Source organism: Klebsiella grimontii (assembly GCF_900200035.1).
GTDB lineage: Bacteria > Pseudomonadota > Gammaproteobacteria > Enterobacterales > Enterobacteriaceae > Klebsiella > Klebsiella grimontii.
On record NZ_FZTC01000022.1, the window covers coordinates 382087 to 403318 of the forward strand.

The window sequence follows — 21232 nt, forward strand, 5'->3', positions numbered from 1 at the left end:
ATGTCTTGCCCGGTCATTGAGCTGGCTCAGCAGCTTATTCGCCGCCCTTCCCTCAGCCCCGATGATGCGGGATGCCAGGCGTTAATGATTGAACGTCTGCGTGCGATTGGCTTTACCGTTGAACCGATGGATTTCGGGGATACCCAAAACTTCTGGGCCTGGCGCGGGCGCGGGGAAACGCTGGCGTTCGCCGGTCATACCGATGTCGTCCCGTCGGGCGATGCCGATCGCTGGATTAACCCCCCTTTTGAGCCGACTATTCGCGACGGCATGCTGTTTGGCCGCGGCGCGGCCGATATGAAAGGCTCGCTTGCGGCGATGGTGGTTGCCGCCGAGCGCTTTGTCGCCCAGTATCCGGACCATAAAGGCCGTCTGGCCTTTCTGATCACCTCGGATGAAGAGGCCAGCGCCAAAAACGGCACCGTTAAGGTTGTGGAAGCGCTGATGGCGCGCAACGAGCGTCTGGACTACTGCCTGGTCGGTGAACCCTCAAGCACCGAAGTCGTCGGCGATGTGGTGAAAAACGGCCGTCGCGGCTCGCTGACCTGCAACCTGACCATTCACGGCGTGCAGGGGCACGTGGCCTATCCGCACCTCGCCGATAACCCGGTTCACCGCGCCGCGCCGATGCTGGCGGAGCTGGTGACTATCGAGTGGGATAAGGGCAACGAATTTTTTCCGCCGACCAGTATGCAAATCGCCAACGTGCAGTCCGGGACCGGCAGCAACAACGTGATTCCCGGCGATATGTTCGTCCAGTTCAACTTCCGCTTTAGTACCGAGCTGACCGACGAAATGATTAAAGCGCGCGTCGTGGCGCTGCTGGAGAAATACGCGCTGCGCTACAGCGTTGACTGGTGGCTCTCGGGTCAGCCGTTCCTGACCAGCCGCGGTAAGCTGGTTGATGCGGTGGTTAACGCCATTGAGCACTATAATGAAATAAAACCGCAGCTGCTGACTAACGGCGGCACCTCCGATGGGCGTTTTATCGCGCGTATGGGGGCGCAGGTGGTTGAACTGGGGCCAGTGAACGCCACCATTCATAAAATAAACGAGTGTGTGAATGCCGCCGACCTCCAGCTGCTAGCGCGGATGTACCAGCGCATCATGGAACAGCTGGTCGCCTGACGGCATCAATAGAGAAGAGGTAAGCGCATGGATTGGCTAACGAAATACTGGTGGGTTCTGGTGTTGGTATTTTTGGTGGGCGTGATGATTAACGTGATTAAAGATCTGACCCGCGTTGACCACAAAAAATTCCTCAACAATAAGCCGGACCTGCCGCCGCATCGCGACTTCAACGACAAGTGGGACGATGACGACGACTGGCCGAAGAACGACCCGTCGAAGAAGAAGTAAGCAATTTATTTCAGATTGCAGCAAAGACATCGCCCGGTCCACGCAACGCTTCCGCCTGCGGGACCGGTAGCCAGGACAGATGCGCAGCATCGCCTCCGGGATTTTTATTTACAGCAGTTCAATAATATCGCTGTCTTTTGGCGTGCTACCGCTGAGCGCTTCGTCGAAATAGTGCTTCGGTACGGTAAAGCGCAGATGATCGAGGGCAAACTGCATACTGCGATCGTCAATCGCGTGCCCCAAATCTTCAACAATATCCAGCGTCACGTCACCGCCGGCCTGCTGCAGCGCCTCCTGCCCCGCCACCGCCCACGCCAGATCGATCACCCGATCTTCGCCGCCGTGGATCAGGTGCACGGTGGTCGCGGTCGTCGCCGTCTCCGGCAGCGTCGCATAGCGGCCGTTAAAGGCGATCACCCGCGATGCCAAACCCGGCTCGGCTTTAATGCTCTCCAGCGACATAATCGCCCCCTGCGAGAAGCCGATCAGCGCCGTCGCCTGCGGGCTGACGCCGCTCTTCTGTTGCCAGTAGCGAACCGTTTCAATGAAGGTCGGCATGATCGCATCCACGCGCTGCTGGCGGTTTTCTTCGCTGACGCCCTGCACGGAGAACCACTGGCGCCCCGGAGGCGGGCCGCACGGCTCCGCGCCGCCGATGCTGACGATCAGCGCTTCGGGAAAGAGCGGCGCAAACCAGCTGCCGATTTGCCCCATTGCCACCGGGTTATCGCCGACGCCATGAAACAGCAGCAGCAGTTGCTGTGCAGGTGTCGCGGGACTTTGAACAATAAAATGATCGTGTTTCATGGCTGTCTCCTTAATGTCTGCAAGGAAGTTTACGCCGCAGGCGAAATATGACCATGCCATTTAGCTGAAGGAGTTAGTTAAAAAAATTGCAGCATTTGAACCTGCTGGCGCAGGTCGTTGGCACGATCCGCATTCACGCCTGATAGCGCCTGCGCCGCTTCTTCGCGCAGCCTGACCAGAAGCGCTTTCCGTCCGGATAAACCTAGCGTTCGGCAAACCGTGGTCTCATCCTGCTGCTGCAGGCGGGCCCGCAGCGCCGGAAGCGGCAGATCCACCCGTATAAGCAGGCGATTGAGGCTACCCGCCGAGGTCAGCAGCGGACGATGGGCAAAAGCAAAACCCGCCACTTCCAGCCAGTCCTCTTCACTAAGAATAGTCGCTTTCCGCTCCGGCAACGGCGAAGGCTCATCTCGCCAGTCGCGCAGCCAGAACTCATCGCGCAGCAGACGCGCGGACTCTTCGCTTGCCAGCCGCTGGCCCGCTTCGCTGAGAGGATAGAGCGCCATCGCGGTATAACAGCCGCTGCTGGCTTCCCGATGGGTGCCCAGCCGCACCAGCGTAAAACCGCAGCGTTGCCAGAAGCGCCACAGCTCAGGCGTGTAGCCGAAACTCACCGACAGATAATCCCGCTCCGCAGCCTGCGACGCCGCCTGGGCCACCAGCCGCTGCCCCAGCCCTTCGCGCTGGCGAGCCGGATGCACGGCAATACGGCTGATACGCAGCCCTGTCAGCGTGGCCGCTAGCGGGCTGCCGCCGTGCGCCGCCAGCGACTGCGCCACCAGATTACCGCGCGGACGGCGGTAGCCGGCCCACACCGCCTGGCTAAGGGATGGCTCAAGACCGCCCTCCTCCACCAGCCACAGCGCCCCGGCGATGCGGTTGCCGCTGCGGGCGCAGGTAAAATGCTGCCCCGGCGCATCCATCATGCGCCGCAGATCCAGCGGCGACGTGCGATAGTGGGCGCCGGAGAGCAGCTGATACATCGCTTCTGGTAACGCAGGCTGTCGCCGCCAGCTCTGCTGGCTGACGCTTTCCAGCGCGATATCGCCGCCTGGCGCGTGCTGAAAGGTCTCGTCGTTGAACAGCAGCAGCCGCGCAATCGCCGCCTCCAGCGGACAGCCGCTCGCCCAACGGATGGGCGCCGTCAGGCTAAACTGCCGCAGATGCGCAAAGCTGGCGCAAAACTTAAGCAAAAAGCCGCGCCCGGTCCCTTCGTACCCCTGCACGGTGGTGGTCAATAGCGTCCTCGGGAAGCGGGAGACAAGCTGGCGCAGCAGCGGCCCGGGGATAGCGGCGGCCTCGTCAACAATCAGCCATCCGGCGCTACAGCCGGAAGCCAGCAATGCGTCGGGGGCCATAAAGCGGAAATCCTCACCGGCGAAAGCCGCCATGACCTCCGTCGCCGCGCGCGCCGGTGCCGTGACGATGGCATCGCCTGCCAGCTGGCGAATAAGCATTCCCGCGAGAGCGGACTTTCCTCGTCCGCGTTCGGCGGTCAGCGCCGCAATACCAGGAGGGGAACCGGACAGTTCGGCAAGCACGGCGGCCTGCTCCGCCAGCGGATGACCATCGGCGGGACGCCATCGCGGACGCGCGGCAAACGCCGGCACTACGCACTCCTCGCCCTGCCGCCAGAGAATGGACGCGTTATCCGCACTACTCTGTTGGCAAAAACGATAAACAAAATTCGGCGTGGAGATGGGGTCGGGAGCGTCGCTCCAGCGCAGAGAATCCGCATCAGGACGAGCCGGCCATTGCGCGAAGTCGGGCGTGAGTAATACCAGCCAGCTCCCGGCGCGCAGCGTACCGGCTAACGCGGCAAACGCCGCGACGTCAAAACCCTCGCGGGCATCGAAAAAGGCGTGCTGAAATTCGCGGCCCAGTAGCGATTTCAGGGCAGCAGGCGAGGCGTACGGTTCAGGCATCGGCCGCGGACCGACCCACAGTCCGTCTGCGGCCAGCTCCGTACGTACTGTTTGCGCCTGACGCAGGGTCCAGGCATCGTCGCCGCTGAGAACCAGCAGACGACGAATACCTTCGCGCGCCATCTGCGCCGTCAGGTGACGCAGTTCATCCATGGCCGGAGAGCATTACAGCGCGTTGCCGAAGGTGTTGCACTGCGCCGGGTCGCCGCTATCAAAGCCGCGTTTAAACCAGGTATAGCGCTGCTGCGACGTCCCGTGGGTAAAGCTGTCCGGCACCACGCGCCCCTGGCTCTGCTGCTGCAGGCGATCGTCGCCAATCGCCTCTGCGGCGTTCAGCGCCTCCTGCAGATCGCCGGTCTCCATATAGTCCTGCTTCTGCATATTGTAGCCCCAGACGCCCGCGAAGCAGTCCGCCTGTAGCTCCATTTTCACCGACAGGCGATTCGCTTCCGCCTGCGAAGCGTTTTGCTGCAGCTGGCGCACTTTCGATTCAATACCCAGCAGCTTTTGAACGTGATGGCCAACCTCGTGGGCGATAACGTAGCCCTGCGCGAAGTCGCCGCCGGCGCCGAGCTTGCTTTGCATCTCATCGTAGAATGACAGGTCGATATACACCGTGCTGTCCGCAGGGCAGTAAAAAGGCCCCATCACCGATTGGCCGGTGCCGCAGGCGGTCCGCGTCGCGCCGCGATACATCACCAGCTTCGGCTGCGCGTACTGGCGGCCCATATCTTTAAAAATCGCGCCCCAGGTATCTTCCGTGTCCGCCAGAATCACCTTCGTGAATTTCGCGGCCTCTTCATCCTGCGGGCTGATGGAGCGTTGAGTGGTGGTTTGCTGTTGTGTTACCGGTTCGCCGGTCAGCATGCCGGTTAAATCTACGCCGTAATAGCCCGCCACCAGGACAATAATCAGCAGCACGATGCCGCCTTTGCCGCTGGGGAGACGAAAACCGCCTCCGCCGCCCATTGGTGAACCAGATTGACCACGACGATCTTCCACATTGTCGCTTTCGCGACGTCCTTGCCAGCGCATAAGCACCTCAATTCATCATATTAACCAATGAATAAGATCGTAGGCGGTTCAGCGAAGGATTACCACAGGAAACAGCAAGAAGAGCGCCAGAAGAAGAAAACTTCTTCTGGCGTCTGGGGATTAGTCGAGCTTCACGCCCAGGCGATGGGCGACTTCTTCGTAGGCTTCAATCAGGCCGCCGAGGCTCTGGCGGAAGCGGTCTTTGTCCATTTTATCCATGGTTTTTTTATCCCACAGACGACTGCCGTCCGGAGAGAATTCGTCTCCCAGCACCACTTCGCCTTTGAACAGACCAAACTCCAGCTTGAAGTCCACAAGGATCAGGCCCGCGTCGTCAAACAGCTTTTTCAGCACATCGTTAGCTTTGAAGGTCAGCTCCTGCATCCGCGCCAGGTTCTCTTTGCTCACCCAGCCAAAGGTTTCGCAATAGGATTCGTTGACCATCGGATCGTGCATGGCGTCGTTCTTCAGGAACAGATCGAACAGCGGCGGATTCAGCTCAATGCCTTCTTCAATCCCTAAGCGTTTCACCAGCGACCCGGCGGCGCGGTTGCGCACCACGCACTCCACCGGCACCATATCCAGCTTTTTAACCAGACACTCGGTATCGGACAACAGCGCTTCCATCTGGGTCGGGATACCCGCTTCCGCCAGCTTGCTCATAATGAAATGGTTAAACTTGTTGTTCACCATGCCTTTACGATCGAACTGCTCAATGCGAGCGCCGTCCCCTGCTGACGTATCGTTACGGAATTCGAGTATCAACAGATCCGGGTTTTCGGTGCTGTATACCGTCTTCGCTTTACCACGATACAACTCAGCTTGCTTTTGCATCTTTGTCACTCCAGTGATGATTAACGATAAAAATTTGTGCTTTTCTGCCGACGCACACGTTTGCGTCACTATACATTAAAAAGGGCCGGATTGCTCCAGCCCTGTTAATTACTTACTTAATGCGGCCTGGAATACGGCAACCAGGGCATCGTTTTGCGACTGCGTCAGAGTATGACCTTTCGGGTCGATGAACTGCAGACTGCTGCGGTTATCGAGGTCCCCGACCTGCAGTTTATAATCGCCGGACACCAGCTGCGGGTCGCGAGCGCCCAGATCGGTCCAGCCGCTGTCGGAAAGCGGTTTATAGGTCACGGACAAGTTACCCTGAGAGCGAGAGCTATCGGTGACCTTCATACCCACTTTTTCCAGCGCGCCCGGCAGGCGTTGCCACACCAGGTTAAACGGCGCGCGAACGATCAGCATCGGCAGGCCGGTATCATCAGCGCCGCTCTGCACGTCGAAGGTCGCCCCGGCATTTTTCTGCGCGGCGTTCTGCGCGCTGGTGGCGTTCAGATCCAGACCTTCGGAAATGACGTTCAGCATGGCGGTACTGTAGCGCTGCAGCGAAGCCGGATCGGCAACAGGTTTACCCGCCTGCTCCAGATTCACCAGCTTCACGATCACCGCCTGCTGATAGCCCTGCTGCTTAACTGAGATTTGATAGCGACCACGGTACTGCTGGTCTTCATCGAGGCGATTCCATTCGACCCAGTCGGTATTCAGCGTCTGGCTGGCATCGTCGCGTTTAGCGATAGTGTAGTTTTTCGACTGCACGATGCTTGCCACCTGCGCCCACAGCGAACCGCTGCGACCGTTTTCCACCATCAGCGTCGCGGTATCGCCGTTAAACTGCGTACGCGCGCCGCTGACCAGCGCCAGAGGCTGGGCCGGCGGACGGATGTCCAGGGCTTTGCCTGTGTTACCGGTGCTGGTTGCAACCGGAATATTATAATCACCCACCTGAACCGGCAGGATCATCCCTGCTGGCGCGTGAAGTTCACTAAGCGGCGTTGCCTGCAAATAGGCCTCGTCGCCGCTCACCTGACGCTTATAGCGCGAGTCAGAACTACAGGCCGCGAGGAGTAGAACCAGCGAAACACCCGCAACCTTCGCCAGGCGCGACTTCTGTACTGAGTAAGCCATCAAATCTCCCTAAACTTTACAGCAAACCGGCATGCTTCAGCGCTGCGGTAACGACCTTAGTACCGTTTTCGGTAATCGGGGTCATCGGCAGGCGTAACGTATCGGTCGCCACAAGACCCAACGCCTTACAGGCCCACTTGACCGGGATAGGGTTGGGTTCGACAAATAATTTGGTATGCAATGGCATCAGACGCTGGTTAATCGCACGAGCTTCGGCAAATTGACCTGCTAGCGCCAGTCGGCACATCTCGGCCATTTCACGCGCCGCAACGTTTGTCGTTACGGAAATCACGCCATGGCCGCCTAGCTGCATAAAGTCCATTCCGGTCGCGTCATCGCCGCTCAGCAGAATAAAGTCATCTGAAACCAGCTCTTTGATCTGATGAACGCGGCTTAAGTTCCCCGTCGCTTCCTTAATACCGATAATATTTTTAATTTCCGCCAGACGGCCAACGGTTTCAGGCAGCATATCGCAACCGGTACGGGACGGCACATTATACAGGATTTGCGGCAGGTCAGTATGCTCTGCGATAGCTTTAAAGTGTTGGAACAGCCCTTCCTGGGTCGGACGGTTGTAATACGGCGTGACCGTCAGGCAGCCAACCACGCCGCTATCGTTAAATCGTTTGGTCAGGCTAATCGCCTCTGCGGTTGCATTGGCACCGGTGCCGGCAATAACCGGAATACGCCCGTCGGCCAGTTCCAGCGTCTGCATGACCACGTCACCATGCTCTTCATGGCTCAATGTTGCGGACTCTCCGGTAGTTCCTACCGAAACGATCGCCGAGGTGCCGCTGGCGACATGATAATCAATCAGTTTTTTCAGGCTTGACCGGCAGACGTTGCCGTTTTCATCCATCGGCGTGACAAGCGCTACAATACTTCCCGTAAACATGGGCCATCCTCAGAGCATAAGTGGGACAAGATTCTCAATGTTACGTTTGGAGTCGCAATAAAAGCAAGAGACCCGATGCCATCAGGGATGTTGTATGCCGGTTTTTTTTATGCTTTCCTAACGTTACCTCACCTTTTTAAAGGAAGAACAGGTTTGACAGCCTCATTACAACACTATCTGGTTATTACCGCGTTGGGTGCTGACCGCCCAGGCATCGTGAATACGATCACTCGTCACGTCAGCAGCTGCGGCTGTAATATCGAAGACAGTCGGCTGGCCATGCTTGGCGATGAGTTTACGTTTATCATGCTGCTTTCCGGCTCGTGGAATGCAATTAACCTGATTGAGTCAACTCTGCCGCTGAAAGGCGCCGAGCTGGATCTGCTTATCGTGATGAAGCGTACAACCGCGAGGCCGCCTCAGGCGATGCAGAACACCGTCTGGGTTCAGGTTGAGGTGCCGGATTCGCCGCATATCATTGAGCGATTTACGGCGCTGTGCGATACGTGGAAAATGAACATTGCCGAGCTGGTTTCCCGCACTCAGCCCGGTGCAAACGACGAGTCAGCACAGCTTTTTATCCAGATCACCGCCCACAGCCCGACTACGCAAAATGCATCAAATATCGAACAAGCGTTCAAAGCCCTATGTACAGAACTGAATGCACAAGGCAGTATTAACATTGTTAATTATTCACAGCATGATGAACAGGATGGAGTTTGAGTGATGAACCCACTGAAAGCCGGTGATATTGCACCGAAATTTAGCTTACCGGACCAGGACGGCGAGGAAGTAAATTTGACCGACTTCCAGGGACAGCGTGTTCTGGTTTATTTTTATCCGAAAGCCATGACCCCGGGCTGCACCGTACAGGCGTGCGGTTTACGCGATAATATGGACGACCTGAAAAAAGCAGGCGTTGAAGTACTGGGTATCAGTACGGATAAACCAGAAAAACTCTCCCGTTTCGCCGAAAAAGAGCTGCTGAACTTCACTCTCCTGTCTGATGAAGATCATCAGGTATGCGAGCAGTTTGGTATCTGGGGTGAAAAAACCTTTATGGGGAAAACCTACGACGGTATCCATCGTATTAGCTTCCTCATCGACGCCAACGGCAAAATCGAACATGTGTTTGATGATTTCAAAACCAGCAATCACCACGACGTGGTGCTGAACTGGCTGAAAGAAAACGCCTGACGCTAAGACAAACGCAAGACGCCGGGTCGTTCTCAACCACCCGGCGTCTTTTTTTAGGGCATTCCTTGCGGCTTCGCGCTAATGCTCGTCTTCCACGATCAGGCCATCCGGCCAGGCGTGCACCACCGCTTTGATGAGCGTCGCCAGCGGAATCGCGAAGAATACGCCCCAGAATCCCCACAGACCACCGAAAATCACCACCGACAGAATAATCACCAGCGGATGCAGGTTAACGGCTTCCGAGAACAGTACCGGCACCAGCAGGTTGCCATCCAGCGCCTGAATAATCAGGTACACCGCAAACAGGCTCCAGAACTCGGTTCCTGCGCCAAACTGGAACAGCGCCACGCCCACCACCGGAATGGTGACCACAAACGCGCCGATATAGGGGATTAATACCGAGAACCCCACCAGCACCGCCAGCAGCAGCGAATAGTTGAGGCCAAATAGGATAAAGCCAATCCACGTCGCCACGCCGACGACGATCATCTCCAGCACCTTGCCGCGGATATAGTTGGTAATTTGCTGGTTCATCTCTTTCCACACCTGCCCGGCCAGCCCGCGGTTGCGCGGCAGCACCCGGCGTACGGCGTTAAGCATCTGCTCTTTATCCTTCAGCAGAAAGAAAACCATCAGCGGCACCAGCACCAGATAGACCGCCAGGGTCAGCAGCCCGACCAGCGAGGCCAGCGAATACTTCACTACCGAATCGCCTACGGTTAACATGCGGCTGCGCATATTCTCCGCCATCGCGTCGATAATGCCGGCATCCATTAAGGCCGGATAACGGCGCGGCACCGTCGCGGCGAAATCGGAAAGTTTATTCAGCATTCCCGGCATATCGCGGATCAGATAAATGCCCTGCTGCCAGGCAACCGGCATCACCACAAACGCCATCAACAGCAGGATGCCAACGAACAAAATCAGAACGACCGAGGTGGCCCAGGTACGTGAAAAACCGATACGCTCCAGCCTGACGGTGGGCCACTCCAGCAAATAGGCCAGAACAATAGATACCAGTAGAGGTGCCAGCAGGCCGCTGAAGAAAAACATAATGCCGAACCCAGCCAGCAAAATGACCAGCAGCGCTATCGCCTCCGGATCGCTGAACCGACGACGGTACCACTGCATTAACATCTGAAGCATAAAACCCTTCCCTGAAGAGCGGAGCTGTAACAATCTCGGGAATTGTATCGAAATGTCACAAAAAAGACTTCGCTTTTTATGGGTAAAACCACAAACATTAATGACCGGGTGAATATCATATTTGCAACGCCGCGAACGACGGCTAAACTCGCTGAACCTGCTTGCGGTCAGGGAACATTACGCCGCACAATCGGTCAAACTGGCACACCTACATTACAGGACAGAGGTTATGTTCAGGCAGTTGAAGAAAACGCTGGTGGCGACCGTCATAGCGTCGCTGACGCTGGGTTCAATATTACCTGCTTTTGCCGATACCGCAGACACTCTGCCGGACATGGGCACCTCCGCAGGAAGCACGCTCTCCATTGGCCAGGAAATGCAGATGGGAGATTATTACGTGCGCCAGCTGCGCGGCAGCGCGCCGTTAATTAACGATCCGCTGCTGGTGCAATATATCAACGGTTTAGGCATGCGCCTGGTGGCGCACGCCAATTCGGTGCGCACTCCGTTCCACTTTTATCTGATTAATAACGATCAAATAAACGCCTTTGCTTTCTTCGGCGGTAACGTCGTACTGCACTCGGCGCTGTTCCGCTACTCGGATAATGAAAGCGAGCTGGCGTCGGTCATGGCGCACGAAATTTCTCACGTCACCCAGCGCCACCTTGCCCGCGCGATGGAAGACCAAAAGCGCAACGCTCCGCTGACCTGGGTTGGCGCGCTGGGGTCGATTCTGCTGGCGATGGCCAGCCCGCAGGCCGGCATGGCCGCGCTGACCGGCACCCTGGCGGGCAGCCAGCAGGGGCTGATCAGCTTTACCCGCCAAAACGAGGAAGAGGCCGACCGCATTGGTATTCAGGTCCTTCAACGTTCAGGTTTCGATCCGCAGGCGATGCCGGCGTTTATGGGCAAGCTGCTTGACGAGTCGCGTTACTCGACCCGGCCGCCGGAAATGCTGCTGACCCACCCCTTACCGGAAAGCCGTCTCGCCGACGCCCGCAACCGTGCGAACCAGATGCGCCCGGTGGTCGTGCAATCCTCGCCTGACTTCTACCTGGCGAAAGCCAGAACGCTCGGAATGTACACCTCCGGCGACAATAAGCTGGGCAACGACCTGCTGAGCAACTGGGAAAAAGGCAATATTCGCGAACAGCACGCCGCCCAGTACGGCCGCGCGCTGCTGGCGATGGGCAGCAACAATTACGATCTGGCGCGCAAAACGCTACAGCCGCTGCTGAGCGCCGAACCGCAAAATGCCTGGTACCTTGACCTGGCGACCGATATCGATCTCGGACAAAAGCGAGCCACAGACGCGATTAACCGCCTGAAGGGCGCCCGGGAACTGCGTACTAACCCGGTACTACAGCTCAACCTCGCCAACGCCCTGCTGGAAGGCGGGCAGCCGGGGGAAGCGGCGACGATCCTTAACCGCTATACCTTTAACAATAAAGATGACGTCAATGGTTGGGATTTGCTGGCGCAAGCGGAAGCTAAGCTGGGAAATCGCGATCAGGAGCTGGCAGCGCGCGCGGAAGGCATGGCGCTGGTAGGCCGACTCGATCAGGCCATTACCCTGCTCAGCAGCGCCAGCTCACAGGTGAAATTAGGCAGCCTGCAGCAGGCCCGCTACGATGCGCGTATCGATCAGCTGCGTCAGCTGCAGGAACGCTTCAAACCGTACCAGAAAATGTAAGGAGATCTCATGTCCGATACGGTCAAAATCTATCACAATCCGCGCTGCTCCAAGAGTCGCGACACCCTGAGCCTGCTGAAGGCTAACGGCATCGACCCTGAAGTGGTGCTCTATCTGGAGACGCCGCCGGATGCCGCCACGCTGCGCCAGCTGCTGAAGATGCTGGGAATGGCCAGCGCGCGCGACTTAATGCGCCAGAAAGAAGATCTCTATAAATCCCTCGATCTCGCTAATCCGCAGCTCAGCGAAGAGGCGCTGATCCAGGCAATGATCGATAATCCAAAGCTGATTGAGCGGCCTATCGTCGTCAGCCACGGCGAGGCCCGTATCGGTCGTCCGCCGGAGCAGGTACTGGAGATCGTCAACTAAACAGGAGGAGCCTCAAGCCGCAGCTCTGCTAAAGCTTGAGGATCTCTTTTACAAAAGGAATGGTCAGCTTGCGCTGGGCGGTAATCGAAGCGCGATCGAGCTGATCGAGGGTCATAAATAGCGAACGCATTTCGCGATCCAGGCGCTTGAGCAGGAAGCGGCAGACGTCTTCCGGCATTTCGAAACCGCGCAGCCTGGCGCGCAGCTGAAGCGCCTGGAGCTTATCTTCATCCGACAGCGGCTGCAGCTTGTAGATTTGCCCCCAGTCGAGACGCGAGGCCAGATCCGGCAACCCGAGATTAAGCTGGCGCGGCGGTCGATCGCCGGTGATCAGCAGCCGGGTTTTACCAGACTCGAGGATGCGGTTGTAGAGGTCGAAAATCGCCATTTCCCACAGTTCATCGCCCGCCACGCATTCAATATTATCGATGCAAACCAGCGACAGCTGTTCCATTCCATCCAGCACTTCAGGAACGAACCACGTCCGTTTATCCAGCGGAACGTAGCCCACCGCATCGCCGCGCTGGGAGAGTTCCGCGCAGGCCGCGTGCAGGAGATGGCTGCGCCCCGCCCCTTCCCGTGACCAGATATAGATGTATCCGCTATGATCCTGCCGCAGCACGTTCTGAAGGGCAGCAAGAAGAGAAGGGTTATCACCCGGCCAGAAACTCGCGAAAGTTTCATCATCGGGAAGATACAGTGGCAAAGAGAGCTGTGCCGGTGCGTTCAGATGGACCTCAACATAGGCTTGCAGAAAAACGCGGAGAGTTTAGCACAGAAATAGGCAAGGAGAGAACCGGGCGGGATCGCCGCCCGGTATAGGGATCAATGTTTTGCTTCTTCGCTATCCACAGCGTCGAGGACCACCTCTTCCGGACGCAGCACGCTTATCAGCTTGAAGATCAGGCTCAGGCCGATGCCGACAATGGTCGCCAGCGCCATGCCTTTCAGCTCAGCGGCGCCGATATGCACTTTCGCGCCGCTGACGCCGATGATCAGGATAACGGAGGTCAGAATCAGGTTCTGCGCCTTGTTGTAATCGACTTTAGATTCGATCAGCACGCGAATCCCGGATGCGCCGATGACCCCGTACAGCAGCAGCGAAACGCCGCCCATTACCGGCAGCGGGATAATCTGGATCGCCGCCGCCAGCTTGCCGACGCAGGAGAGCAGAATCGCGATGATCGCCGCGCCGCCGATAACCCAGGTGCTGTAGACGCGGGTGATCGCCATCACGCCAATGTTCTCACCGTAGGTGGTGTTTGGCGTTGAGCCAAAGAAGCCGGAGATCACCGTAGACAGGCCGTTGGCAAACATTGAACGATGCAGGCCCGGATCGCGGATCAGATCTTTTTTGACGATATTGGCCGTCACCACCAGATGTCCAACGTGTTCGGCGATCACCACCAGCGCGGCGGGCAGAATGGTGAAAATCGCAAACCATTCAAAGCGCGGGGTGTAGAAGGTCGGCAGCGCGAACCAGTGGGCATCGGCGATGGGCGTGGTATCGACGACGCCCATCACGAAGGAGAGCGCGTAGCCGACCAGCACGCCGATTAAAATCGGGATAATCGCCAGGAAACCGCGGAACAGCACCGAACCGAAAACCGTCACCGCCAGCGTCACCATCGAAATAATGATGGTTTTGCTGTCCGGCGATTGCCCGTCAGCGGGCAGCAAACCGGCCATGTTCGCCGCGACGCCCGCCAGCTCCAGGCCGATAACCGCGACAATCGCCCCCATCGCCGCCGGCGGGAACATCACGTCCAGCCAGCCGGTTCCAGCTTTTTTGACGATAAAGGAGACGATGCAAAACAGCACGCCGCACATGATGAATCCGCCGAGAGCGACTTCGTAACCTAGCGGCAGCAAAAGCAGCACCGGAGAGATAAACGCAAAGCTCGATCCAAGATAAGCCGGAATTTTGCCTTTGCAGATGAAAAGATATAACAGCGTTCCGATGCCGTTAAACAGCAGTACCGTAGCCGGGTTGATATGGAACAGAACGGGCACCAGTACCGTTGCGCCAAACATGGCGAACAGATGTTGCAAACTAAGCGGGATTGTCTGTAAAAGCGGCGGTCTTTCACTCACCCCGATAGCACGGCGCGTCATGGCATTTTCCTCTGAGAGTCGTTTGTTGATTGCTGTTGGTGTGTTTTATTCAAAAAAAAGCCGACTCTCAAAGTCGGCTTTTTCTACTTCATCAATTATTTCGTACCAAAAATCTTATCGCCGGCGTCGCCGAGCCCCGGAATAATGTATCCGTGCTCGTTCAGGCCCTGGTCAATGGACGCGGTGTACAGCTCAACGTCCGGATGCGCTTTTTCCAGCGCGGCGATGCCTTCCGGGGCCGCCACCAGAACCAGCACCTTAATGCTGCTGCAGCCCGCTTTTTTCAGCAGGTCGATGGTGGCGATCATTGAACCGCCGGTTGCCAGCATCGGGTCAACCACCAGCGCCATGCGTTCGTCGATATTAGATACCAGCTTCTGGAAGTAAGGAACCGGCTCAAGGGTCTCTTCGTTACGGTAGATGCCCACCACGCTGATGCGCGCGCTGGGTACGTGCTCAAGCACGCCTTCCATCATTCCCAGACCCGCGCGCAGAATCGGCACAACGGTAATTTTCTTGCCTTTGATCTGCTCAATTTCTACCGGGCCGTTCCAGCCTTCGATGGTGACTTTTTCAGTCGCCAGATCGGAAGTTGCTTCATAAGTCAGTAAGCTGCCAACTTCTGAGGCGAGTTCACGGAAGCGTTTGGTGCTGATGTCGTGCTCACGCATCAGGCCCAGCTTGTGTTTGACGAGTGGGTGTTTCACTTCCACGATCTTCATTCTCTTTCTCCTCTGAGGGGCAGCCACAAAAAAAATCGCCGGATTATACCGCCTTTTACCTTTTACGCCATAGCCGATATGTTTGACCGGGATCAACCAAAATGCTTTACGCTGCCTGAGCCAGTATAAGACAAAATAAAAAAACCCCGCGAAGGCGGGGCTGGATGGGGCTTTACGGCAGTTTTATAGCTTGTCGCCGTTGCTGCCGATAACCTGCTGATACCAGGCAAAAGATTTCTTGCGGCTACGCGCCAGCGTGCCGTTGCCCTCATTGTCCTTATCTACATAGATAAAGCCGTAGCGTTTTTTCATCTCACCGGTTCCCGCGGAGACCAGGTCGATACAGCCCCATGGGGTGTAGCCCATCAGGTCCACGCCATCCTCAACGACCGCTTTTTTCATCTCGGCGATATGGGCAGAGAGATAGTCGATTCGATACTGGTCATCTACCGAACCGTCCGCTTCGCGAACATCAATGGCGCCGAAGCCGTTCTCGACGATAAACAGCGGCAGCTGATAGTGATCCCAGAACCAGTTCAGGGAGTAGCGCAGCCCGACCGGATCAATCTGCCAGCCCCAATCTGACTTCTGCACGTACGGGTTAGAGACCAGGCTCTTGCTTTCATCATAATCCAGCTGCGGGTTGTCATCCGTTGCTTTCGTGGCGAACGACATATAGTAGCTAAAGCCGATATAGTCGACGCAGCCCTGGGTCAGCGCCACGCGGTCTTCTTCGGTGATATCCAGCGCAAATCCGCGGCGCTCGAAGTAGTTCAGCAGATGCTGCGGGTAGCGGCCGCGGACGTGAACATCGGTAAACCAGTAGCGGCGGTGCATGGCGTTCATCGCCATCATCATGTCGTTGGGCGCGCAGCTCAGCGGGTAAATCGGGCACATGGCGATCATGCAGCCAACCCACAATGACGGGTTAATTTCGCGAGCGGCTTTAACCGCCAGCGCGCTGGCGACCAGTTCATAGTGCGCCGCCTGATACATAACCGGCTCGCGGTCCTCTCCCGGCAGATATTTCAGTCCGGAGTTGGTAAACGGCGCAAAATCCTCGTGGAAGTTGGCCTGGTTATTGATCTCATTGAAGGTCATCCAGTACTTCACTTTATGCTGGTAGCGGGTAAACACCACCTGGGCAAAGCGGACGAAGAAATCAATCAGTTTACGGTTACGCCAGCCGCCGTACTCCGTCACCAGATGGTACGGCATTTCGAAGTGGGAGAGCGTAATCACCGGCTCGATGCCGTGCTTGCGGCACTCATCGAACAGGTCGTCGTAAAACTGCAGCCCGGCTTCGTTAGGCTCTTGCTCATCGCCCAGCGGAAAGATGCGCGTCCAGGCAATGGAGGTACGGAAGCACTTGAAGCCCATTTCGGCAAACAGCTGAATGTCGTCTTTATAGCGATGATAAAAATCGATCGCCTCGTGGTTGGGGTAGTTTTTCCCCGGCAACACGCCATCGGTGATTTCGCGCGGTACGCCGTGCGCGCCTGCGGTCATCACGTCGGCGACGCTAACCCCTTTACCGCCCTCTTTCCAGCCGCCTTCCAACTGATGCGCCGCCACCGCGCCGCCCCACAGAAAACCTTCTTTAAATCCAGACATGTTCTCTCCCTATGCGCAGTCGCCGCTATGCGACCGGTATTGCTGATTGAAATGGTAAACCGCGCCTACCAGCCCGGCATCGTTGCCGTGGCTAACGGTGTCGATATATTCCGCAATGCCAAACCAGGCCAGATGTTCGCGCAGCAGCGCCAGAAAGCCCGGCCGTTCCACAATCCCGCCGCCGATCAAAATCGTTTGCGGGTCGAATAAGTTAACGAGGTTATATAGTCCGGTGCCCAGGCCGTTAAAGAATTCCGCGACCAGACGTCGACAGATGGCGTCGCCCGCATCGTAGCGGTCAAAAATCTCTTCGCCAGTGACGTCATCCAGCGCCTTGCCGATATGCTCAGCGTAGCGATGGCGCAGCACGCGCAGCGTGCAGTTTTCATTCATCGAATAGCGCCGCACATCGCGGGTACCCGGACGCGCGGTTTGCATATAGCCGAACTCGCCGGCGCGGAAGCGCGCGCCGTGGACCAGCTGGTTATTACAGAAAATCGCCCCGCCGATGCCGGTGCCGATGGTCAGGACCAGAAAGTTGCTCATGTCGGCGGCTTTACCCCGCCAGCGCTCGGCCAGCAGTACGCAGTTAGCATCGTTCTCAATGGCCACGGGCAGGCGCACCTGCTGCTCAAGCCAGTCCTTGATGGCGAAGTTATCGAATTTACGGATGGCGCCGCCCATTTCGATAAAGCCGGTATGAGGGTTAACGTAGCCGGGCGCGCTGATGGCCACCCCTTCGCACGCCGGGTGCGCGGCGATCCACACCAGCATCGCCTGCAGGATCTGGTCGCCGTCGCTGTCGATGATGGTCTGCTTTCCTTTCTCCAGCAGCGTGCCTTCGCGCGTCATTACCCCCATTTTTAACGCCGTGCCACCGATATCAAATGCGGCAATTTTCATCCTCAGCTTTCCTCCAGAATCCATCAAATTCACGGTTTCTCTCTGCTTGCAGCACAAAAGAAACCGGTTTCAGTGGCATGATGATTATTCCCGGCAACGCTGGCAAGCAGAAGACTGTACCCGGTTTCATTTTCGTGAACAGTATCAAATTTGCGCACTTAACGGCCGTTTTACGTCGACTGCAAAGCAGGCTCGCAAACGTTTGCTATCCCTGTTAGAATTGCGCCGTTTTTTATTGCTACCGCAAACGCGTGGAGACTTCGCAGTGACCGATAAAACCTCTCTCAGCTATAAAGATGCCGGCGTGGATATTGATGCAGGCAACGCTCTCGTCGACCGTATTAAGGGCGTGGTGAAGAAAACCCGTCGCCCGGAAGTGATGGGTGGACTGGGCGGATTCGGCGCGCTGTGCGCGCTGCCGCAGAAGTATCGCGAACCGGTTCTGGTCTCCGGCACCGACGGCGTCGGCACCAAGCTGCGTCTGGCGATGGACCTGAAGCGTCACGACACTATCGGTATCGACCTGGTCGCCATGTGCGTAAACGACCTTGTGGTTCAGGGCGCAGAGCCGCTGTTCTTCCTGGATTACTACGCCACCGGCAAACTGGATGTCGATACCGCGGCGAGCGTAATCAGCGGCATCGCTGAAGGCTGCCTGCAGTCAGGCTGCGCGCTGGTGGGCGGCGAGACGGCGGAAATGCCGGGCATGTACCACGGCGAAGACTATGATGTGGCTGGTTTCTGCGTCGGCGTAGTAGAAAAATCAGAAATTATCGACGGTAGCAAAGTGGCCGACGGCGACGTGCTGGTGGCGCTGGCTTCCAGCGGCCCGCACTCGAACGGCTACTCTCTGGTGCGCAAAATTATCGAAGTCAGCGGCGTTGACCCGCAAACCACCGATCTCAACGGTAAACCGCTGGCCGACCATCTGCTGGCGCCGACCCGCATTTATGTGAAATCCGTACTCGACCTGATTGCCAACCTCGACGTGCACGCCATCGCCCACCTGACCGGCGGCGGCTTCTGGGAAAACATCCCGCGCGTCCTGCCGGACAACACTCAGGCAGTCATCGATGAATCCTCCTGGCAGTGGCCGGACGTGTTCAACTGGCTGCAAACCGCCGGTAACGTCAGCAGCCACGAAATGTATCGCACCTTTAACTGCGGCGTTGGCATGGTTATCGCGCTGCCGGCGGAAGCGGCGGATAAAGCCGTTGCCTTCCTGAACGACAAAGGTGAAAGCGCGTGGAAAATAGGGTATATCAAAGCCTCTGATTCCGAACAGCGTGTGGTCATTGAATGAAAAACATCGTGGTGCTGATTTCCGGTAACGGTAGCAACCTGCAGGCGATCATTGACGCCTGCGCCCGGAAGAAAATCAACGGCACCCTGCGTGCAGTCTTCAGCAACAAGGCCGACGCGTTCGGCCTTGAGCGCGCGCGCGTGGCCAATATTCCGGCTCACGCGCTCGCCGCCAGCCAGTTTGCCAACCGGGAAGCCTTTGACCGCGAGCTGATGCACGAGATCGATGCTTACGCGCCGGATCTGGTGGTGCTGGCCGGCTACATGCGGATTCTTAGCCCGGCTTTTGTCGCCCACTATCAGGGGCGTATGCTGAATATCCACCCTTCCCTGCTGCCAAAGTATCCGGGGCTGCACACCCATCGCCAGGCGCTGGAAAATGGTGATGAAGAGCACGGAACATCGGTGCATTTCGTCACTGACGAACTGGACGGAGGCCCGGTGGTTCTGCAGGCTAAGGTACCGGTGTTCGCTGAAGATACCGAAGACGACATCACCGCCCGCGTACAAGCTCAGGAACACGATATCTACCCCCTGGCTATCAGCTGGTTTGTCGACGGCCGCCTGCGCGCGGAGGGCAACGAAGCCTGGCTTGACAATGTTCCTCTTCCGCCGCAGGGATACGCGGCAGAAGAGTAAACTTTCCCGCCTCTGGCGTCCGCTGGAGGCGTTTTTCATTGGCTCAGGCTTCCCGCACCGATGACCGCTCGCACTTTTCCAGACACAGCGCTTGCGTGTTCCAGCCTGCCGGTAGGGGGACTGGACGCTGCCAATCAAGTCCTCTGACGACCAAATCGGAAACCCCTTGCGCAAACAGGACGGGTAGCCCTCCAGGATAGGGTTCGACTCCCCAGGCCTTTCCCGTCTCTGGATTGAGGCACCAGGCGTTATCGATACCCATTCCTGTTGGCGAAAGAGGATTACAAGGCGGACGAATATCATAATTCCCCTGCCCGCCGTGGCGATGCAGCCGCTGGGTAAGCTGAATATTCTCAAGTCGTATTCGATTGATCGTGGCTGGGGTTTCACTGTGCATATTGATGGCGCCTTCACATTCTCCGCTAAGCCCGCGAAACTGGATTTGCGTAATCTCACCGGGCTCGATCTGCGGATGCCTGCGACGCGCGGAGAGGAAAATCGGGTCCGCCTCCCCCCAGTGACAGGCTGGCGCCGCCACACACGCAAAAGTCATGCTGGTAAAGAGCATTCTTCGTAGCCGGCCACCATCGCGTGAAATCAGGCCAATACCGCGATTCGAATCAAAGATAGTGCAATTGCTGACCACAATATCTTCAATATCTTGCCAGGTTTCCGTGCCGATTTTAAAAGCGCAGCTTTTTGAGTGCAGGGTACAATTGACGATTGTCACTTGACGTAAAGGTCGTTGGATAGCCGCCGGTTTATCGGTGGTTTTCAGACAAATTGCATCGTCCGCCGCACTAAAAAAACTATTAGCAATATGTACCTGCTGACAGCTATCGATATCCAGCGCATCAGTATTCGCCATGGTCAGATCGTTATCAACGCTAATGCCATCAATCACCACCTGTGAACACGAAACAAGATGAATGGTCCACATCGGCGCATGGTGTACACGGATATTTTCCAGCCTGACCCGCTGGCAATTTTCCAGAAGAATGATGCGCGGTCGCTGTTCGGCGGGCGTGCGATAGCCCATATCGTCAACCGATGAGGAGAACCAACCATCGGCATTACCGTAAATAGTACCGCCCCCACAAATCGAGATATTTTCGGCATCCCGGGCATAGAGAAAAGCCCGGTCGGAGCACTCTGCGCGGCTTAAGGCCACCGCCTGGGTGAAGTCAGCATAATTATCGCTGACGATGAGTTCCGCACCGGGTGACAACCACAGACAGGTATTTGACCCCATGCGTAACCCGCCAAGGTAATATTTTCCACTTTCCACCACCAGCGTACCGCCGCCCGCTTGCGATAAGGTATCCAGCGCTTTTTGAAAAATCTCAGTGTCGCGAGTCATACCATCTGCGTGCGGGTGCCAGTTTGAAAGAAAAATGTTCATAAGTTTTCCTGAGATGAAACGGGAAAGCTATCTGAACACAGTCATTATCGATCGCCGTAGGGCAAAACAGCCCTGACATAGGTAATCTGTCGGCATTCTCACAACTCCCTTTTTTCCCGCCGTTCATCTGTG

Annotated in this window: 21 protein-coding genes; 8 read left to right on the top strand and 13 right to left on the bottom strand. The window is 57.0% G+C overall.

The features are described from left to right. Both dapE and KOSB73_RS22535 read left to right on the top strand, forming a co-directional pair. Positions 1-1128, top strand: a complete 1128-nt coding sequence (gene dapE / locus KOSB73_RS22530; protein WP_004136523.1) for a succinyl-diaminopimelate desuccinylase — start codon at positions 1-3, stop codon at positions 1126-1128. A 27-nt stretch (positions 1129-1155) separates the two neighbouring features. Continuing rightward, on the top strand, positions 1156-1359 hold the full coding sequence (locus KOSB73_RS22535) for a YpfN family protein (protein WP_004123464.1): 204 nt from the start codon (positions 1156-1158) through the stop codon (positions 1357-1359). Positions 1360-1467: 108 nt separating this feature from the next. Here the strand turns inward: KOSB73_RS22535 and ypfH are convergent, their stop codons facing one another. The 6 genes from ypfH to dapA form a co-directional block, all read right to left on the bottom strand. Continuing rightward, positions 1468-2166 (bottom strand): esterase, encoded by a 699-nt coding sequence (gene ypfH, locus KOSB73_RS22540; RefSeq protein ID WP_004136522.1) that lies wholly within the window; start codon positions 2164-2166, stop codon positions 1468-1470. Positions 2167-2243: 77 nt separating this feature from the next. Further along, a complete protein-coding gene (locus KOSB73_RS22545; RefSeq protein ID WP_098141016.1) occupies positions 2244-4244 on the bottom strand; it encodes a tRNA(Met) cytidine acetyltransferase TmcA in 2001 nt (666 codons plus the stop codon). Between the two features lie 12 nt (positions 4245-4256). Next, positions 4257-5126, bottom strand: coding sequence for a KPN_02809 family neutral zinc metallopeptidase (gene ypfJ / locus KOSB73_RS22550; protein WP_024359331.1), 870 nt, complete (start codon positions 5124-5126; stop codon positions 4257-4259). Between the two features lie 120 nt (positions 5127-5246). Then, on the bottom strand, positions 5247-5960 hold the full coding sequence (purC, locus tag KOSB73_RS22555) for a phosphoribosylaminoimidazolesuccinocarboxamide synthase (protein WP_024359332.1): 714 nt from the start codon (positions 5958-5960) through the stop codon (positions 5247-5249). A 108-nt stretch (positions 5961-6068) separates the two neighbouring features. After that, on the bottom strand, positions 6069-7103 hold the full coding sequence (bamC, locus tag KOSB73_RS22560) for an outer membrane protein assembly factor BamC (RefSeq protein WP_004104418.1): 1035 nt from the start codon (positions 7101-7103) through the stop codon (positions 6069-6071). A 16-nt stretch (positions 7104-7119) separates the two neighbouring features. Beyond that, the gene (gene dapA, locus KOSB73_RS22565) at positions 7120-7998 is read right to left on the bottom strand and encodes a 4-hydroxy-tetrahydrodipicolinate synthase (RefSeq protein WP_004136508.1); all 879 of its coding nucleotides are present in this window, start codon (positions 7996-7998) and stop codon (positions 7120-7122) included. A gap of 153 nt (positions 7999-8151) precedes the next feature. Here dapA and KOSB73_RS22570 point away from each other — a divergent pair, with 153 nt between their 5' ends. Next, the gene (locus KOSB73_RS22570) at positions 8152-8721 is read left to right on the top strand and encodes a glycine cleavage system transcriptional repressor (RefSeq protein ID WP_004123480.1); all 570 of its coding nucleotides are present in this window, start codon (positions 8152-8154) and stop codon (positions 8719-8721) included. A gap of 3 nt (positions 8722-8724) precedes the next feature. After that, positions 8725-9195 carry a thioredoxin-dependent thiol peroxidase gene (gene bcp, locus KOSB73_RS22575; protein WP_004104423.1) on the top strand — a complete coding sequence of 157 codons (471 nt, stop codon included), beginning with the start codon at positions 8725-8727 and terminating at the stop codon, positions 9193-9195. A 78-nt stretch (positions 9196-9273) separates the two neighbouring features. On the opposite strand, the gene KOSB73_RS22580 is transcribed toward bcp, so the two are convergent. Beyond that, positions 9274-10341 carry an AI-2E family transporter gene (locus tag KOSB73_RS22580; protein ID WP_004123481.1) on the bottom strand — a complete coding sequence of 356 codons (1068 nt, stop codon included), beginning with the start codon at positions 10339-10341 and terminating at the stop codon, positions 9274-9276. A gap of 229 nt (positions 10342-10570) precedes the next feature. On the opposite strand from KOSB73_RS22580, the gene bepA reads away from it, so the two are divergent. Together bepA and arsC are read left to right on the top strand one after the other, a co-directional pair. Continuing rightward, positions 10571-12034: a beta-barrel assembly-enhancing protease gene (bepA, locus tag KOSB73_RS22585; protein WP_004136506.1), complete on the top strand. Its 1464-nt coding sequence runs from the start codon at positions 10571-10573 to the stop codon at positions 12032-12034. A gap of 9 nt (positions 12035-12043) precedes the next feature. Further along, positions 12044-12403: an arsenate reductase (glutaredoxin) gene (arsC, locus tag KOSB73_RS22590; protein ID WP_004136504.1), complete on the top strand. Its 360-nt coding sequence runs from the start codon at positions 12044-12046 to the stop codon at positions 12401-12403. Between the two features lie 28 nt (positions 12404-12431). Here arsC and KOSB73_RS22595 read toward each other — a convergent pair whose 3' ends face one another. The 5 genes from KOSB73_RS22595 to bglK all read right to left on the bottom strand — a co-directional run bounded on the left by KOSB73_RS22595 (position 12432) and on the right by bglK (position 17757). Beyond that, the gene (locus KOSB73_RS22595) at positions 12432-13133 is read right to left on the bottom strand and encodes a DnaA inactivator Hda (RefSeq protein WP_212739160.1); all 702 of its coding nucleotides are present in this window, start codon (positions 13131-13133) and stop codon (positions 12432-12434) included. Between the two features lie 95 nt (positions 13134-13228). Then, positions 13229-14518, bottom strand: coding sequence for a uracil permease (gene uraA / locus KOSB73_RS22600; protein ID WP_024359333.1), 1290 nt, complete (start codon positions 14516-14518; stop codon positions 13229-13231). Between the two features lie 95 nt (positions 14519-14613). Then, a complete protein-coding gene (upp, locus tag KOSB73_RS22605) occupies positions 14614-15240 on the bottom strand; it encodes a uracil phosphoribosyltransferase (protein WP_004123492.1) in 627 nt (208 codons plus the stop codon). Between the two features lie 183 nt (positions 15241-15423). Then, a complete protein-coding gene (locus KOSB73_RS22610) occupies positions 15424-16854 on the bottom strand; it encodes a 6-phospho-beta-glucosidase (RefSeq protein WP_004136494.1) in 1431 nt (476 codons plus the stop codon). 9 nt (positions 16855-16863) lie between these two features. Next, a complete protein-coding gene (bglK, locus tag KOSB73_RS22615; protein WP_004136493.1) occupies positions 16864-17757 on the bottom strand; it encodes a beta-glucoside kinase BglK in 894 nt (297 codons plus the stop codon). A gap of 265 nt (positions 17758-18022) precedes the next feature. Here bglK and purM point away from each other — a divergent pair, with 265 nt between their 5' ends. Both purM and purN read left to right on the top strand, forming a co-directional pair. Then, positions 18023-19060 (top strand): phosphoribosylformylglycinamidine cyclo-ligase, encoded by a 1038-nt coding sequence (purM, locus tag KOSB73_RS22625; RefSeq protein WP_098141018.1) that lies wholly within the window; start codon positions 18023-18025, stop codon positions 19058-19060. Then, entirely contained in the window at positions 19057-19698 is a 642-nt protein-coding gene (gene purN / locus KOSB73_RS22630) for a phosphoribosylglycinamide formyltransferase (RefSeq protein WP_004136490.1), read from the top strand. The genes purM and purN overlap by 4 nt, the downstream gene beginning before the upstream one ends. Positions 19699-19741: 43 nt before the next feature. On the opposite strand, the gene KOSB73_RS22635 is transcribed toward purN, so the two are convergent. Further along, positions 19742-21100, bottom strand: a complete 1359-nt coding sequence (locus KOSB73_RS22635) for a glycoside hydrolase family 28 protein (protein WP_049086061.1) — start codon at positions 21098-21100, stop codon at positions 19742-19744. Positions 21101-21232 lie beyond the last annotated feature (132 nt).